This is a genomic window from Rhizobium sp. O111, from assembly GCF_055616315.1.
In genome coordinates this window covers 3827612-3842274 of record NZ_JBSHXL010000001.1, presented here as the reverse complement: position 1 = coordinate 3842274, position 14663 = coordinate 3827612, and the positions used below count along the sequence as shown (strand labels likewise).

General features: G+C 59.1%; 14 protein-coding genes. 7 read left to right on the top strand and 7 right to left on the bottom strand.

Going from position 1 to position 14663, the window contains the following annotated elements:
• Window positions 1-71: 71 nt before the first annotated feature.
• From ACVTFQ_RS19150 to ACVTFQ_RS19130, 5 genes are read left to right on the top strand one after another with little or no spacing between them, the layout of a single operon-like run.
• Window positions 72-443, top strand: a complete 372-nt coding sequence (locus tag ACVTFQ_RS19150; protein WP_470423925.1) for a HigA family addiction module antitoxin — start codon at window positions 72-74, stop codon at window positions 441-443.
• Window positions 440-3214 carry a class I SAM-dependent DNA methyltransferase gene (locus ACVTFQ_RS19145; protein ID WP_470423924.1) on the top strand — a complete coding sequence of 925 codons (2775 nt, stop codon included), beginning with the start codon at window positions 440-442 and terminating at the stop codon, window positions 3212-3214. The genes ACVTFQ_RS19150 and ACVTFQ_RS19145 overlap by 4 nt, the downstream gene beginning before the upstream one ends.
• Window positions 3211-3822: a hypothetical protein gene (locus ACVTFQ_RS19140; RefSeq protein WP_470423923.1), complete on the top strand. Its 612-nt coding sequence runs from the start codon at window positions 3211-3213 to the stop codon at window positions 3820-3822. Before ACVTFQ_RS19145 ends, ACVTFQ_RS19140 begins: the two co-directional genes overlap by 4 nt.
• Window positions 3819-5873: a DEAD/DEAH box helicase gene (locus ACVTFQ_RS19135; protein WP_470423922.1), complete on the top strand. Its 2055-nt coding sequence runs from the start codon at window positions 3819-3821 to the stop codon at window positions 5871-5873. The genes ACVTFQ_RS19140 and ACVTFQ_RS19135 overlap by 4 nt, the downstream gene beginning before the upstream one ends.
• Complete coding sequence (locus ACVTFQ_RS19130) at window positions 5866-7068, top strand: GIY-YIG nuclease family protein (RefSeq protein WP_470423921.1); 1203 nt, start codon at window positions 5866-5868, stop codon at window positions 7066-7068. The genes ACVTFQ_RS19135 and ACVTFQ_RS19130 overlap by 8 nt, the downstream gene beginning before the upstream one ends.
• A gap of 399 nt (window positions 7069-7467) precedes the next feature.
• Here ACVTFQ_RS19130 and ACVTFQ_RS19125 read toward each other — a convergent pair whose 3' ends face one another.
• The 3 genes from ACVTFQ_RS19125 to ACVTFQ_RS19115 all read right to left on the bottom strand — a co-directional run bounded on the left by ACVTFQ_RS19125 (window position 7468) and on the right by ACVTFQ_RS19115 (window position 9280).
• On the bottom strand, window positions 7468-7899 hold the full coding sequence (locus ACVTFQ_RS19125) for a type II toxin-antitoxin system VapC family toxin (RefSeq protein WP_112437260.1): 432 nt from the start codon (window positions 7897-7899) through the stop codon (window positions 7468-7470).
• Window positions 7896-8195: a hypothetical protein gene (locus ACVTFQ_RS19120; RefSeq protein WP_111563185.1), complete on the bottom strand. Its 300-nt coding sequence runs from the start codon at window positions 8193-8195 to the stop codon at window positions 7896-7898. Before ACVTFQ_RS19120 ends, ACVTFQ_RS19125 begins: the two co-directional genes overlap by 4 nt.
• 134 nt (window positions 8196-8329) lie before the next feature.
• Complete coding sequence (locus ACVTFQ_RS19115; RefSeq protein ID WP_111563184.1) at window positions 8330-9280, bottom strand: aldo/keto reductase; 951 nt, start codon at window positions 9278-9280, stop codon at window positions 8330-8332.
• Window positions 9281-9473: 193 nt separating this feature from the next.
• On the opposite strand from ACVTFQ_RS19115, the gene ACVTFQ_RS19110 reads away from it, so the two are divergent.
• A complete protein-coding gene (locus ACVTFQ_RS19110; protein WP_111563183.1) occupies window positions 9474-10460 on the top strand; it encodes a Gfo/Idh/MocA family protein in 987 nt (328 codons plus the stop codon).
• Here ACVTFQ_RS19110 and ACVTFQ_RS19105 read toward each other — a convergent pair whose 3' ends face one another.
• Both ACVTFQ_RS19105 and ACVTFQ_RS19100 read right to left on the bottom strand, forming a co-directional pair.
• On the bottom strand, window positions 10461-10838 hold the full coding sequence (locus tag ACVTFQ_RS19105) for a GtrA family protein (RefSeq protein WP_018899289.1): 378 nt from the start codon (window positions 10836-10838) through the stop codon (window positions 10461-10463).
• Window positions 10835-11848 carry a glycosyltransferase gene (locus ACVTFQ_RS19100; RefSeq protein ID WP_111563264.1) on the bottom strand — a complete coding sequence of 338 codons (1014 nt, stop codon included), beginning with the start codon at window positions 11846-11848 and terminating at the stop codon, window positions 10835-10837. Before ACVTFQ_RS19100 ends, ACVTFQ_RS19105 begins: the two co-directional genes overlap by 4 nt.
• Before the next feature lie 215 nt (window positions 11849-12063).
• Here ACVTFQ_RS19100 and ACVTFQ_RS19095 point away from each other — a divergent pair, with 215 nt between their 5' ends.
• Window positions 12064-13866 carry a hypothetical protein gene (locus tag ACVTFQ_RS19095; protein ID WP_111563182.1) on the top strand — a complete coding sequence of 601 codons (1803 nt, stop codon included), beginning with the start codon at window positions 12064-12066 and terminating at the stop codon, window positions 13864-13866.
• Window positions 13867-13889: 23 nt separating this feature from the next.
• Here ACVTFQ_RS19095 and ACVTFQ_RS19090 read toward each other — a convergent pair whose 3' ends face one another.
• A complete protein-coding gene (locus ACVTFQ_RS19090; protein WP_111563181.1) occupies window positions 13890-14126 on the bottom strand; it encodes a hypothetical protein in 237 nt (78 codons plus the stop codon).
• 115 nt (window positions 14127-14241) lie between these two features.
• Window positions 14242-14505: a spike base protein, RCAP_Rcc01079 family gene (locus ACVTFQ_RS19085; RefSeq protein ID WP_111563180.1), complete on the bottom strand. Its 264-nt coding sequence runs from the start codon at window positions 14503-14505 to the stop codon at window positions 14242-14244.
• Between the last annotated feature and the right edge of the window lie 158 nt (window positions 14506-14663).

The window sequence follows — 14663 nt, the reverse complement described above, 5'->3', positions numbered from 1 at the left end:
TTTGAGCGATTCAGCGATGCCACAGATCGTGGAGCGCTGTTTCAGCTGCATAACAAGCGGGGGCCAACCGAATGGTTCGGGCTGACATGCGCATGCAAAACCCGTCGCATCCCGGTGGATTCGTGAGGGCAGAGGTGCTCGACCCGCTTGGTCTGTCGGTTACTGATGCCGCCAGCGCTCTTGGCGTTACCAGAGCTGCCTTGTCGGCTGTGTTGAATGAACGGGCGGATTTATCGCCAGAAATGGCGCTCCGCCTGGAGAAGGCATTTGGCGTGTCTATGGATACCCTGATGCGAATGCAGAATAGTTACGATATCGCCAGGGCGAGAGAGCGAGAGGCCGAAATCAGGGTTGAGCCCTTTCAGGGCCCTGCGGTTTCCGGTGATGAAACGGCAGATGCCGCCGGGAACAAGGCTTTGCAGGGCGGGAAGGCGAAAGAATGAACGCGGTTGAAATCGAAGAAGCCATCTCCGCGCTGGCCGAACAACCTTTTGACGCTGAGGAGTTTCCCTATGCGTTTCTCGAAGCCTTCGGGAACAAGGAAACGACGCTAAAGCGCTTGCGCAAGGGCGAGTCCAACAAATCCGATCTGGGCGGCGTTCTTCAGACGAACAACATCCATATTGCCACATGCAAGCCTGGCGACGTGACGCGCACGCTCGAAGCATTGAAGGCGAGCCCGGCCACGGCGCGGGCGAAGGCGCGTTTCGTCCTGGCGACGGATGGGGACCTTTTCGAGGCCGAAGACCTTACGACGGACGACGCGCCGATCTCCTGCGCGTATGCGGATTTCCCGAACCACTTCGGCTTTTTTCTGCCGTTGGCGGGCATCACCACAGTCAAGCAGGTCCGCGAAAGTTCGTTTGACATCCGCGCGACCAGCCGCCTGAACCGGCTCTATGTTGAACTGCTGAAAGACAACCCCGAATGGGGCACGGCGCAGCGCCGACATGACATGAACCATTTCATGGCGCGGTTGATCTTCTGCTTTTTTGCTGAAGATACCGACATTTTCGATAGCTCCGCTGCGTTTACCTCGGCAATCGAAACGATGAGCGCCAAGGATTCATCGAACACCCATGAGGTTATCGGCGAACTGTTCCGCGCCATGAATACTAAGGCCGAAGCGCATGCCGCCGCCGGGGTTCCGCGCTGGGCCAGCCGCTTTCCTTATGTGAATGGCGGGCTGTTTTCCGGCAGCACGGATGTGCCTCGCTTCAGCCGCATCGCCCGTTCTTACCTGCTGCATATCGGTAGCCTCGACTGGAAGAAGATCAACCCGGACATTTTCGGGTCGATGATCCAGGCCGTGGCGGATGATGACGAGCGGGGTGCGCTCGGCATGCACTACACCAGCGTGCCAAATATCCTCAAGGTGCTGAACCCGCTCTTCCTCGACGATCTGCGCGAGAAGCTGGAAGAGGCTAGCGACAACGGGCGCATGTTGCTCAACCTGCGCAAGCGCATGTCAAAGATCCGCGTGTTCGATCCTGCCTGCGGCTCGGGCAATTTCCTTGTCATTGCCTACAAGGAAATGCGGTCCATTGAGGCGGAGATTAATCGCCGCCGGGACGAACCAGACCGGCGCTCGGAAATCCCGTTGACGAATTTTCGCGGGATCGAGCTGCGGGACTTCCCGGCCGAGATTGCGCGCCTGGCGCTCATCATCGCCGAATATCAGTGCGATGTGCTTTATCGCGGTCAGAAGGAAGCGCTGCGCGACTTCCTGCCGCTTGATGCGCAGAACTGGATCACCTGCGGTAACGCTCTGCGGCTCGATTGGCTCAGCATTTGCCCACCCACAGGAACCGGAGTGAAGTACCACGCCGACGATCTGTTCCACACGCCGCTAAATCAGGCACAGATCGACTTCGAGAACGAGGGCGGAGAGACGTATATTTGTGGCAATCCACCGTATGTTTGGACGAATGATCAAACCAACGAGCAAAAAGCCGATATAAAAGAGCTTTTTTCTGCTCTTACACGATCTTGGAAGTCACTAAATTACGTTTCAGGGTGGTTTCTGAAGCTTTGTGATTATAGCAGGTATTGCCCTTGCGATGGGGCATTCGTTTCAATTAACACAGTGTGTCAAGGCCAGCATGCAATTTTTCTATGGCCGATTATTTTGAAGAACGAGTGCCGCATTCATTTCGCTCACACGGACTTCAAGTGGCAAAATCTTGCTAAAAATAATGCAGGCGTCACTGTCGTAATTGTCGGTCTAAGTCGGAAAAGCAGTGGCGGAGCACGCCTTTTTTACGAAGAAGGGAGCCGAGTACGCGCTATCGACTGTTCAGTCATTGGGCCGTACCTCGTGCCGAACATCGATGTCCTTATTGATAAGCGCAATGAACCCCTTTCCGTTGTCGACGTAATGCCGAGAGGCAACATGCCCTACGAAGGAGGGAAACTGCTCCTGAGCATGTCCGAAAGAGACGCTATCCTTCGGCGTAGCCCTGAGTCTGAAACCTTCATTCGTAGGGCTAGCGGATCAAGCGAGATCATAGATGGAAAGCCAAAATACTGTCTTTGGATCGAAGACGGCCAATTGTCGGACGCAATGGCGATTCCAGAAATCGCCGCGAGAGTCGAGGCAGTAAGGACGCTCAGGTCCCAAAACTCAGACGAGACTGTAAAGGCGATGGCGGCAACGGCTCATCGTTTCCGCGAAAACAATGCCCCTCGCCAATATCTTATTGCAATGCCCGCAGTTTCGTCCGAAAAGAGAGATTATCTTCCCGTCGACTTGCTTGACGATCGTTTCACAATAACAAACCGCGCCTATGGAATATACGATGGGGAGTTTTTTCAATTCGCAATTCTTGCATCGAAGCTACATATAGTTTGGGTTGGAACTGTTTGCGGCCGACTGGAGCGGCGTTACTCATACACAAACACGCTTGCTTGGAACACCTTTCCCGTTCCCACTCTAACCGAGAAGAATAAGGCAGATCTGACTCGCTGCGCCGAAGACATCCTCTTGGCCCGTGAGGCGCATTTCCCCGCGACCATCGCCGACCTGTACGATCCCGAAGTCATGCCCGCCGATTTGCGCGAGGCCCATGAGCGCAACGACGCGGTGCTGGAGCGCATCTACATCGGCCGCCGGTTCAAAAACGACACCGAACGCTTGGAAAAGCTGTTCGAGCTTTACACCAAGATGAGCGCTGGAGCCGCCAACGGTAAGAAGCGGAAAGTGGGTGCGGCATGAGCGCGGCAATCATAGGACTTCTTGGCGTTATCCTCGGCAGCTTGCTCACCGGCTTCAAAGATTGGCTTACGCACTACTACAAGCGCAAAGGCAATGGCCGTTACGCGGCTGTTCGGCTCATCGCCGTTCTTGATGAATATGCGCAGAGCTGCGTTTCTGTCGTCTCCGACGATGGAACATGTATGGGTCGCCCAGCCGGAAGGACCGAACAAGGCGAAGAATATTACGCCCCACAGGCCACCAAACCGGAGCCACCGACCTTTCCAGATGACATAGATTGGCGAAGTGTCAGCTTCAAACTCATGTACCGCATCTTGTCCTTGCCAAACGATGCTCGCGAAACGGATCGATATATTGCGGCTTCTGCAGAAAATTCATATCCGCCTGACTATGACGAATTGTTTTCTGCGCGACAGGAGGGCTACGCGCGCCTTGGCTTGAAATCAGTGAATTTGGTCAAAGATCTGAGGCGCGAATTTAGGTTGCCGGAGACCCCCAAGAAGTTTTGGGATTGGGGTTGGGATATGGAAAAATTCTTCAAAGACAAAATAGCTGAATTTCAAAAACATCGTCAGATTAGCGGCAAGAATGAGGGACTTGAATTATGACAGGTGAAAAACAAGTCCCCTCCGTCTCGGTTCGCTACGCCACCAACGGCAGCTCGACCAAGTCCAACGAGTTCGGCATGCGGCAGATGCAGGAACGTGCGTTCGACAAACGCGGCGAGCAATATCTGCTGATCAAGTCACCGCCAGCCTCGGGCAAAAGCCGTGCGTTGATGTTCATCGCGCTCGACAAGCTCATCAACCAGGGCGTGAAGCAGGCCATTATCGTTGTGCCGGAAAAATCCATCGGCTCCAGCTTTCATGATGAACCGCTGAGCAAGCACGGCTTCTGGGCCGATTGGCATGTCGAGCCGAAGTGGAATCTGTGCGACGCGCCGGGTAACGACAATGGCGGAAAGGTAAATGCCCTCGGCACCTTCCTCGAAAGCGACGACAAGGTGCTGGTCTGCACCCACGCGACCTTTCGTTTCGCTGTCGACAAGTTCGGGATCGACGCTTTCGACGATCGGTTGATCGCAGTGGACGAATTCCACCATGTCTCGGCCAATCCCGACAACAAGCTCGGCCTGCATCTGGGCGAGTTCATCGCGCGCGACCGCGTTCATGTCGTCGCCATGACGGGCTCCTATTTCCGTGGGGACGCCGAGGCCGTGTTGGCACCGCAGGACGAAGGCAAGTTCGAGAGCGTCACCTACACCTATTACGAACAGCTCAACGGCTACCAGTATCTGAAGCAGCTCGACATCGGCTATTTCTTCTATTCGGACTCCTATGCCGATGACATCCTGAAGGTGTTGAACCCGGCTGAGAAGACGATCATCCACATCCCGAACGTCAATTCGCGCGAAAGCACGAAGGACAAGATCAAGGAAGTGGAGCACATTATTGAGGAGCTGGGTGCCTGGCAGGGAACCGATCCTGCCACCGGCTTTCAGTTGGTGAAAACGGCGGACGGCAGGATTCTGCGCATCGCCGATCTGGTCGATGACGATCCTACCAAGCGTGATCGCGTGTCCGCCGCGCTGAAAGACCCGACGCAGAAGAATAACCGCGATCATGTCGACATCATCATAGCGCTCGGTATGGCGAAGGAAGGCTTCGACTGGATTTGGTGCGAGCACGCGCTCACGGTCGGTTATCGCTCCAGCCTGACCGAGATTGTGCAGATCATCGGCCGTGCCACCCGTGATGCGCCGGGCAAGACCCGCGCGCGCTTCTCGAACCTGATCGCGGAACCTGCGGCCGCCGACGACGTCGTAACCGAGGCGGTCAACGACACATTGAAGGCCATCGCCGCCAGCCTTCTGATGGAACAGGTGCTGGCACCACGGTTCGAGTTCAAGCCGAAGAACCCGCAAAGTGGCCCGACGCCGGGATTCGATTACGGTGAAAACGGCTACGATCCGGACAAGTGCAACGTCGGCTTTAATGAAGAGTCCGGCAAGTTCCAGATCGAGATCAAGGGGCTAGCCACGCCGAAGAGCGAGGAAGCGACGCGCATCTGCCAGGAAGACCTCAATGAAGTGATCGCAGCCTTCGTGCAGGACAAGACGACGATCGAGCGTGGCTTGTTCGACGAGGAGCTGGTGCCCGAGGAACTGACCCAGGTGCGCATGGGCAAGATCGTCAAGGACAAGTTCCCGCATCTCGATGCCGAGGATCAGGAAGCCGTGCGCCAGCATGCGGTGGCGGCGCTGAACCTGACACAGAAAGCGAAAGAGGTCGCGGCGGGAAGCTCGCTCGGCGAGGAAAAGGGCAACACCGCCTTCGTCGATGGCGTGCGCAAGTTCGCGATGGACGTGAAGGAGCTGGACATCGACCTGATCGACCGGGTCAATCCGTTCGGTGAAGCCTATGCCATCCTCGCCAAGACGATGAGCGAGGAGAGCCTGAAGCAGGTCGCCGCCGCCATCGCCGCCAAGCGCACCAGCCTTACCCCCGAAGAGGCCAAGGTGATCGCCAAGCGCGCCGTCGAATTTAAGCGTGAGCGCGGACGGCTGCCCTCGATCAGCTCGGCCGACGCCTGGGAAAAGCACCTCGCCGAAGGTGCCGCCGCTTTCGTGCGCTTCAAGGATGAGGGCCGTTATGAGTGACTTTGACCTTGATGAACTGCGCGATGAATTGGCGGACTTTGCGCAGCCGGAAAAGAAGGGGGGGCGCTCGGCGCGCGAGGAACGCATCATCGCTGGGTTCGAAGAGATCCAGCGGTTCGTTGAGAAGAATGGCCACGCCCCCCGGCACGGCGAAAACGGCGACATCTTCGAGCGGCTTTATGCCGTTCGGCTCGACCGGCTGCGCGCGCTGGAAGAATGCAAGACACTTCTCACACCGCTTGACGCCCAAGGGCTTCTGACCAGCGCGCTCAATGTCGATGTCGTCGCGGCGGACACAATGGATGACGATGCCCTTATGGCTGAACTGGAAGGCGCGGCGGGCTCTTCAGATATCACGACACTCCGCCATGTGCGGACCAGCGCCGAAAAGCGCGAAGCCGAGGAAATCGCCAGCCGGGAAAAATGCCTGGATTTTGAGAGGTTCAAACCGCTGTTTCAGCAGGTGCAGGCTGATCTGGAAAGCGGCGCGCGTACAACACGGCGGTTCGTCAAAGATGCGGGATTCCTGAAAGCCGATATTCAGGCCGGTCAGTTTTTCATCCTTGGCGGCCAGACCGCTTACGTGGCCGAGGTCGGCGAGCCGATAAAGGCGCCAAACGGCGAAACAGATGCTCGTCTGAGGGTCATCTATTCCAACGGCACGGAGAGTGATCTCCTGCTGCGGTCGCTTCAACGCGCCCTCTACAAGGATGAGGCTGGTCGGCGAATTACAGAACCGAGTGCTGGCCCATTGTTTGAAGATCAAACCGGCGACGGCGACCAGGCCAGCGGGACGATTTATGTGTTGCGGAGCAAATCGGACAATGCGGTTGTGGCCGCTAACCGGGAAATCCTGCACAAGATCGGGGTGACGGGCGGCAGCGTCGAGCGGCGCGTCGCAAATGCCAGGATGGACCCAACCTATCTGATGGCCGATGTCGAGATCGTCGCCACCTACGAACTTTACAACGTCAACCGCGCCAAGCTGGAAACGCTCATCCATAAGGTCTTTGGCGCGGCTCGGTTGGATGTCGAAATCAAGGATCGCTTTGGCCAGCCAATCGTGCCGAAGGAATGGTTTCTTGTTCCTCTATTCGCCATTGATGAGGCCGTTGGACGCATTAAGGATGGAACGATCACCGGATATGTCTACGATCCTCGGACCGCTTCTCTGACACTGGCGGCAAGTCTGTGAGGTAGGAAGCGATCTAGATGGGGTCGGAGGGGGCTTCGAGATATGAGCCATTTTCCGCGTGACGAAATGAATCATTGATGGTAGTGCTGTAGCGTATTGAATGCGATATGCACGTTGTCAGATGCATAGTTTCAATGTTCCGTCTGTTGATGATAGTCTCCGAAAGTATCATTTTGGACGGCTATTTGAAAAATCCTTGAAAATCAAAAGCGTAGAATTTTGCCGGGTTTGGCGACGGTCATTTTTATGCACAAAAATATTTATCCATTTAATTTCAATGCCTTGATATACTTGTTAATAATAGAGTGGGAATGATGCTCAGGGGCTAATTGCCTCTTGCTGATAAGGATGCCGCCGGCGTGACGCGCCTGGCGGCATTTTCTTGTTGGTGGTGCGGTATCAGACGGTGCCGCGCATCGGGTTGATGTAGTCGATCCCTTCGAAGTCGCGCTCGTTGTCGGTGACGACGATGCAGCCATTGGCCTCGGCGATGGCGGCGACAATCATGTCGAGAGCACTGCGCGGCCGCCCCCTCGCCTTACCCTCGGCCATCAACCGCCCCCAAACCAGGCTTGCCGCCTCATCGAAGGGTAGAATGCGGCCGGAGAAGAGGGACAGAGGCCCTTCCGGCCCCGCGAACCATGCTTCCAATTGGTCGCGTTTCTTGCCTGCAGGTTTTTCCAGGACGCCCTTGCGGATCTCGGCGATCGTCAGCGACGCGATGAAGAGATCGTCATCCATCTGCTCCGACATCCATGCCAGCAGAGCCTGCGATGGCATCGGCTTGGTGATGTCGCTGATGATATTGGTGTCGAGCAGGAAACGGGTCAAATATCGACCTCTCGCCCCTCTTCACGGGGACGATCGAGATCAAGATCGGCACCGACAAGAGGCGAGCGTGTCAGGGCAGCCAATATGCCGCCCGTTGCCGGCGGCTCGCCCGATATGGATCGGCTGACGGTCGCGCGCAGCGCCGTTGCCTCAGGCGTATTGTCAGCAAGACGACGGGCAAGCGAGCGGATCAGATCGCGATCCTCATCGCGCCCGAGCACCTCAAAGCGTGACAGGCCACGCTCGCTGAGGCGCGAGCGGTAATTCTGGATGGCGCGTTTCTGCGAGCTGCTCATGAGCGGCCTCCCGATATTACCAGTAATATAGCCGGAATGACGCGCTTTCTCAAGGATGGTCGCGTATCATCAGCGCGGGAGCGCAGCAGATGCTCGAGACAAGCCCGAGCATCTGAGAAGTCTGGAAAGGCGCCTCAGCCGCCCGCCTTATCCAGCAGCGCCATCGCTTCGTCGCTGAGCGCAAGCGTTGCCGATTTCGTCAGGCTATCGAGCTGCGACAGGCTGGTGGCGCTGGCGATGGGGGCGGTGACGCCTTTCTTGCGTAGAAGCCATGCAAGGGCGATCTCGGCCGGCTTTGCGCCGGTCTCGGTGGCGACCGTATCGAGGGCGGAGAGGATTTTCAGGCCCTTGTCGTCGAGATAGCCGGCCGCCTTGCCGCCGCGTGCCTTGCCTTCGGTATCGGCCTTGCTGCGGTATTTGCCCGACAGGAAGCCGGCCGCGAGGCTGAAATAGGTGATGACGCCGATATCTTCCTTCACGCAAAGATCGGCCAGAGGTCCCTCGAAGGGGGCGCGGTCGTAGAGATTGTATTCCGGCTGGATCACGTCGTAGCGCGGCAGCCCGGCCTTATCGGCGGCGTCGAAGGAGGCTTGCAGCTGCGTGGCGTCGAGGTTGGAGCAACCGATCGCGCGGATCTTGCCCTGCTGCTTCAGCTTGGCGAAGGCGCCGAGCGTTTCCTCGTAAGGTGTCTCGGCATCCGGCCAGTGCGAGAGGTAGAGGTCGATATAATCGGTCTGCAGCCGCTTCAGCGAGGCTTCGACCGCCTCGAGAATATACTGCTCCTTCAGCCCCTTCTTGCCGGGACCCATTTCCGAGCCGACCTTGGTGATGATCACGGCCTTGTCGCGGGCGACCTTGTTCTGCTTCAGCCACTTGCCGATGATCTCTTCGCTATCGCCGCCCTTGTTGCCCGGCACCCAGGCCGAATAGACGTCCGCGGTGTCGATGGTGTTGAAGCCGGCGTCGAAGAAGGCGTCGAGGATGTTGAAAGAGGTCCTCTCGTCGGCCGTCCAGCCAAACACATTGCCGCCGAACACGATCGGCGCGACCGAAAGGCCGGTTTTTCCAAGGCGACGCAATTCCATGAAATACTCCTGAAATCTTCAATCTGTTGAAATTCGGACCGCGACAGGACGCCGCTGTGATGTAACCTAGTGCGCATCCGGGCGGATGAAAACCTGCGCCGCGGCAAGCGCCGCGAATTGTGATCGCGCCATTGCGCCCTCGACCGGCCGTCTCTAATCTCGCGTCAAAATCAATTGAGGAGAGGAAAAGACCATGCTGCGTTTCGGTATCATGTCGACCGCCAAGATCGGCCGCGAGCTCGTGGTTCCGGCCATCCAGGACGCGGAAAACTGCGTCGTCACGGCCATCGCCAGCCGCGATCTCGGCAAGGCAAGGGAAATGGCCGACCGTTTCTCGGTGCCGCACGCCTTCGGCTCCTACGAGGAGATGCTGGCCTCCGACAAGATCGATGCTGTCTATATCCCGCTGCCGACGGCCCAGCATGTCGAGTGGACGATCAAGGCGGCGGATGCCGGCAAGCACGTGCTCTGCGAAAAGCCGATCGCGCTGAAGGCAGACGAGATCGACAGCCTGATCGCCGCGCGCGATCGCAACAAGGTGCTGGTGACGGAAGCCTACATGGTCACCTACGCCCCTGTTTGGCTGAAGGTGCGCCAGCTGATCAAGGACGGCGCCATCGGCACGCTGCTGCATGTGCAGGGCGCCTTCACCTACTTCAACCGCGACCCCGGCAACATGCGCAACATCCCTGAACTCGGTGGCGGCGCGCTACCCGATATCGGCGTCTACCCGACCATCACCACCCGCTTCGTCACCGGCGAGGAGCCGCGCCGCGTTCAGGCCGTCACCCGCCGCGATCCTGATTTCGGCACCGACATCTATTCCAGCGTCAAGGCGGATTTCGGCGGCTTCGAGCTCAGCTTCTACATCTCCACGCAGATGGCGAACCGCCAGATCATGGTGTTCCATGGTTCCGAAGGCTTCATCGAGGTGAAGTCGCCCTTCAATGCCGACCGCTGGGGTGCGGAAGAGATCGAACTCAGCAACCGCAACCACAACGAATCCACCACTTTCCGCTTCCCCGACAGCCGCCAGTACAAGCGCGAGGCCGAAGCTTTCGCGCGCGCCGCCAAGGGTGAGGCGCAGGAGATCGTGTCGCTTGAGAGCTCGAAGCTCAGCCAGGCGTTCATCGACGCCATCTATCGCGCCAGCGAGAAGGATGGCTGGGAGACGGTGTGATTACTTCTCGCGAAAGACGAAGCGCGAGTAGCCGAAGAAGCTGAAGACAGTCGCCGCGGCGGTGGCAAACACCATCGCCGCCAGCGGCTGCAGGTCGGGCATGGAAAGAAGCAGCGCCGAGTAGAGCCCGTAATTGACCAATGCGGCGGTGATCCCGACCGAGCCGTAGCGGAACCCTTCGGCGGCGAGAGAATCTCCCGAGCGTTCGAAGGTAAAGGTTCGGTTGAAGACGAATGTCGTCACCATGGCGAGCGCGATCGCGATCACCCGGGCGATGAAAGGCCCGATCGGCGTTGTGTGCAGCAGAAGCATGAGCACGCCGGCATCGACGATGAAGCCCAGCCCGCCGGCAATGCCGAAGCGCAGCAGTTTCTTCACGCCGCACCCGCTTGAGAGGGCTGCCGGCGAATGTCGATCTCTTCGAGCTCGGAGGCAAGGCCGTTGCCGAGAAGATGCGATGCCTCGAGCCGCATATATTCGATGCGCAGGTGCTCTGCGCGCGAGCGGGCGACCGAATCCAGGATCACGCCGGCGGTAAACATCATGAACGAGATCATCATCAGCGCCATCGACATGACCCAGGTCGGCATGCGGCTGACGAGCCCCGTCTCGAAATATTCGGCCAGGACCGGCGTCATGAAGCCGAGGCTCAGCGCCATGAACAGGCCGGTGATGATGCCGAAGAAGGCGAAGGGCCGCGTTTCCTTCATCAGCATGGCGAACATCCAGAGGATCTTGGCGCCATCCTTGAAAGTCGAGAGCTTGGAATGCGAGCCCTCGGGCCGACGGCCGTAGTCGAGCTCCAGCTCGCTGACAGGCAGCTTCAGCCGTGAGGCGTGGACAGACATCTCCGTCTCGATCTCGAAGCCGGCCGAGACCGCCGGGAAGCTTTTCACGAAGCGGCGCGAAAACACCCGGTAGCCGGAGAAGATATCGGTGAAATCCGGGCCGAAGATCGTGCGGTACAGAATGTTGAAGATGCGGTTGCCGAAGGCATGGCCCTGGCGGCCGGCGTCGTCATGCACGCCGCGGCGTGTGCCGACAACCATGTCGGCGCGTTCCGACAGCAGCGTGCGGATGAGCTCTTCCGCGTCCTCGGGCGCATAGGTGCCGTCGCCATCGGCCATGATGTAGATGTCGGCATCGATATCGGCGAACATGCGACGCACCACATGGCCCTTGCCCTGGCGCCGCTCGCGCACGACATGGGCGCCGGCCAGCATGGCATGGAGCGCCGTGCCGTCGGTGGAGTTGTTGTCGTAGACATGAACAGCCGCATCCGGCAGCGTCGCCTTGAAGCCGCGCACGACCGCGCCGATCGTCGCCGCCTCGTTATAGCAGGGAAGCAAAACGGCGACGCTCAGATTGTCGATACGCGATCCAGTCATGATCACACCCATCAGGAGGAATTTGCGGCAAGTCTAAATGAGGGCCGTTAACAAGTGCCTATGACGAGGGCGAAGGTCACTGATGGGACCGCGAAGATGTGTCCGCGCCGCTACTTTACGCTTTCTTGATACGCGCATCGTAAAGTCGCGCCGCAATCAATGACGAGATCTGCTTCATGGCGACTGTTGCCCCGATGACTGGCGAACCAACATCCATGTCCCTGCGCGAAAGGCTGCAATTGCAGGCGACGCGGCTCTGGCCTTCCGTCCTCTTCTACAGCGTGCTGCTGATAATCGCGATCGTCGCGCTTCGCCTGCCGAATGCGAAGGACTATGTCGGTGCCGACAATGACGATGTCATGCGCCTCGTCGAGGTTCGCGATTTCCTGAACGGACAGGGCTGGTTCGATCTCATGCAGTATCGCATGGGGCTGGGCAACGGCACGCTGATGCACTGGTCGCGGGTGATCGACCTTCCGATCGCCACGCTGATCAAGTTCTTCTCGCTCTTCCTGTCCGAGCAGCGGGCAGAAGCCGCGGCATTGCTCGTCTGGCCGCTCTCGCTCGTCGTTCCGAGCCTCTGGGGCATGGGGCTTGCCGGCCGGCGCGTCGGCGGCGTGTTCGGCATGCATATCGCGCTGGGGTTCACGGTCTTCCTGCTACTTGCCAGCAACCGCTTCCTGCCCGGCTCCATCGATCATCACAATGTCCAGTTCGCCCTCGTGGCGATCATGACGGCGATGCTGCTCGATGAGGATAACCGGCCGCTGAGCTACGCGATCGCTGGCTTTTCAGCCGCACTGGCGATTGCGATTGGCGCCGAGACCACGCCCTTCGTCGCCGGCGTCTGCCTTGTCGTCTCGCTGGCCTGGGCCTGGGAAGGAAAGCCCTTTGCGCCCGCCGCCAAGGCCTTCGGCCTGACGCTCGCGCTGTCGATCAGCCTATTCTTCTTCGGCACGGTGCCGCCGCGGCTTTATCCAGCCGTGACCTGCGACAACCTCTCACTCGGCTATTATAGCCTCGCTGCCATCGGCGGCGGTCTGCTCCTGTTTGCCGCGGCCTTCGCCAGCGGTCTCGGACGCGGCCTGCGCTTCGTGGCCCTTGCGGGCGTGGGGGCCGGCGTTATGGCCTCGGCTCTGATCATCGCCCCGCAATGCCTGCGCAATCCGCTCGCCGATCTTGACCCGATGCTGATCGATCTCTGGCTCAACAATGTCCAGGAAGCGCAGTCGATCTTCGGCGCAATGCGGCAGGATCCCTATACGCTCGGCTTCTTCTACGCGACGGGCCTGTTCGGCATCGCCGTCTGCGTCTTCCGGCTTTTCCATGCCGATCGCGTCCGCATCCATCTCATCCTGCTCTGCCTGCTTGGCATCAGCTTCGGGATCTCGCTCGTCCAGGTTCGCGGCTCGACCTTCGCCAACCAGCTCGCCGTCTTCCCGCTGGCGCTGCTGATCATCGACATACGCCGCGTCTCCAATGCCGATCGGGAAAATGGCGCCGCCGCGCTGAGCTATATCCTGACCGTGCTCCTGAGCGTCGCCTCGGTCTGGGGGCTGGTCGGCGGCTTCATCGGCTCGCGTCTGGACAACACCCAGGCCGAATTGGCCGAGGCCAAGGAAAAGCTCACCTGCGCCTCGCCCGAGGTGGTTGCGCCGCTGGCGTCGATAGCGCCCGGCCTCGTCTCCGCACCCTCGGACATGGGCGTTCATATCCTGCGCTTCACGCAAAACCGCATCCTTTCCGCGCCGTACCACCGCAACCAGGGCGGCATGCTTACCGAGCTGCATATCGGCCTTGCGACGCCTGCCGATGCGGAAGCCTTCATCCGCGGCACCGGCGTGACGACGCTCGCCTTCTGCCCCGATTTCGCGCAGACCCGCGAGATCGCCAAGATGAAGCCGGATGGTCTCTACGCACAGCTGGAAAAGGGCAATGTCCCGTCCTACCTGCAGCCGCTGCCGAAGCAGGAGGGCTCGCCGGTGCAGTTCTTCCGCTACGTGCCTAGCGGATCGTAACTATCGGTGGATCGTGACGGAAGTTAAACGAGGCGCGCTCTCTTGCGGGCGCGCCCGATCAGGTGCAGTCCTGCGAGGCAGGCGAGCAGGCTGATATTGTAGAAGAGGATGGCGACGGCGAGATCGATGATCGAGGTCGGCCCGAAAAGCGCCGCACAGATATAGCTTCCGCAGATGAGCAAGCCCACGAGAACCATGGAAAAGATGTTGCGCATCGGCGCGGTTGCGATGCCAATTGCTGTTGCGGTCAGAGCAATCATCAGGGTCTCCCGAATCACCTCACTATACGTCCGCTGGCTTTGACGAACAATTAACGCACCGGCAATATTCGCGGTTCCATATATTTGGCTTGCACGAAAAACATCTCCGGAAAACTCAAACGAGGCCGATGAGACCGCTCGCCGTGGTGCCGGATGCGCGCACGCGCGACACGCGCAGCGGCAAAAGCACGCCGTCGCCCACGCCCTCGAAGGTCAGCACCGCGCCTGATGCCATCTCCACCGCGAGAGTGCCGCCACCGCCGACATAAAGCGCGCGCGTGGTCTCGGGCAGCGCCAGCGTGTCGTCGGGCGTGATCGGAAAGCCGGTGCTGGCGGGGCCTGTGAGCGAGGGTGTGTGGGATGCAAAGCGATCGGACATTGGAAGCTCCTTGGTTTTCTTCCGCAATCATGGTGCCACCATGCAAAACGGGGAAAATCGCGCGCGGGCTTCAGACGTCGTGCTGTCCTGCCGATCCGTCAAGCTCTTGAAACAGCGAGATTGTTTTCGTTGAGACGCAGCATCGGACAGAGTCCGCG

What these genes read in the sequence shown, in the direction of transcription:
- ACVTFQ_RS19150 (WP_470423925.1), top strand. Translation starts at nt 72, where the DNA reads ATGGTTCGGGCTGACATGCGCATGCAAAACCCGTCGCATCCCGGTGGA.
- ACVTFQ_RS19145 (WP_470423924.1), top strand. Translation starts at nt 440, where the DNA reads ATGAACGCGGTTGAAATCGAAGAAGCCATCTCCGCGCTGGCCGAACAA.
- ACVTFQ_RS19140 (WP_470423923.1), top strand. Translation starts at nt 3,211, where the DNA reads ATGAGCGCGGCAATCATAGGACTTCTTGGCGTTATCCTCGGCAGCTTG.
- ACVTFQ_RS19135 (WP_470423922.1), top strand. Translation starts at nt 3,819, where the DNA reads ATGACAGGTGAAAAACAAGTCCCCTCCGTCTCGGTTCGCTACGCCACC.
- ACVTFQ_RS19130 (WP_470423921.1), top strand. Translation starts at nt 5,866, where the DNA reads ATGAGTGACTTTGACCTTGATGAACTGCGCGATGAATTGGCGGACTTT.
- ACVTFQ_RS19120 (WP_111563185.1), bottom strand. Translation starts at nt 8,195, where the DNA reads ATGAGCAGCTCGCAGAAACGCGCCATCCAGAATTACCGCTCGCGCCTC.
- ACVTFQ_RS19115 (WP_111563184.1), bottom strand. Translation starts at nt 9,280, where the DNA reads ATGGAATTGCGTCGCCTTGGAAAAACCGGCCTTTCGGTCGCGCCGATC.
- ACVTFQ_RS19110 (WP_111563183.1), top strand. Translation starts at nt 9,474, where the DNA reads ATGCTGCGTTTCGGTATCATGTCGACCGCCAAGATCGGCCGCGAGCTC.
- ACVTFQ_RS19100 (WP_111563264.1), bottom strand. Translation starts at nt 11,848, where the DNA reads ATGACTGGATCGCGTATCGACAATCTGAGCGTCGCCGTTTTGCTTCCC.
- ACVTFQ_RS19095 (WP_111563182.1), top strand. Translation starts at nt 12,064, where the DNA reads ATGTCCCTGCGCGAAAGGCTGCAATTGCAGGCGACGCGGCTCTGGCCT.
- ACVTFQ_RS19090 (WP_111563181.1), bottom strand. Translation starts at nt 14,126, where the DNA reads ATGATTGCTCTGACCGCAACAGCAATTGGCATCGCAACCGCGCCGATG.
- ACVTFQ_RS19085 (WP_111563180.1), bottom strand. Translation starts at nt 14,505, where the DNA reads ATGTCCGATCGCTTTGCATCCCACACACCCTCGCTCACAGGCCCCGCC.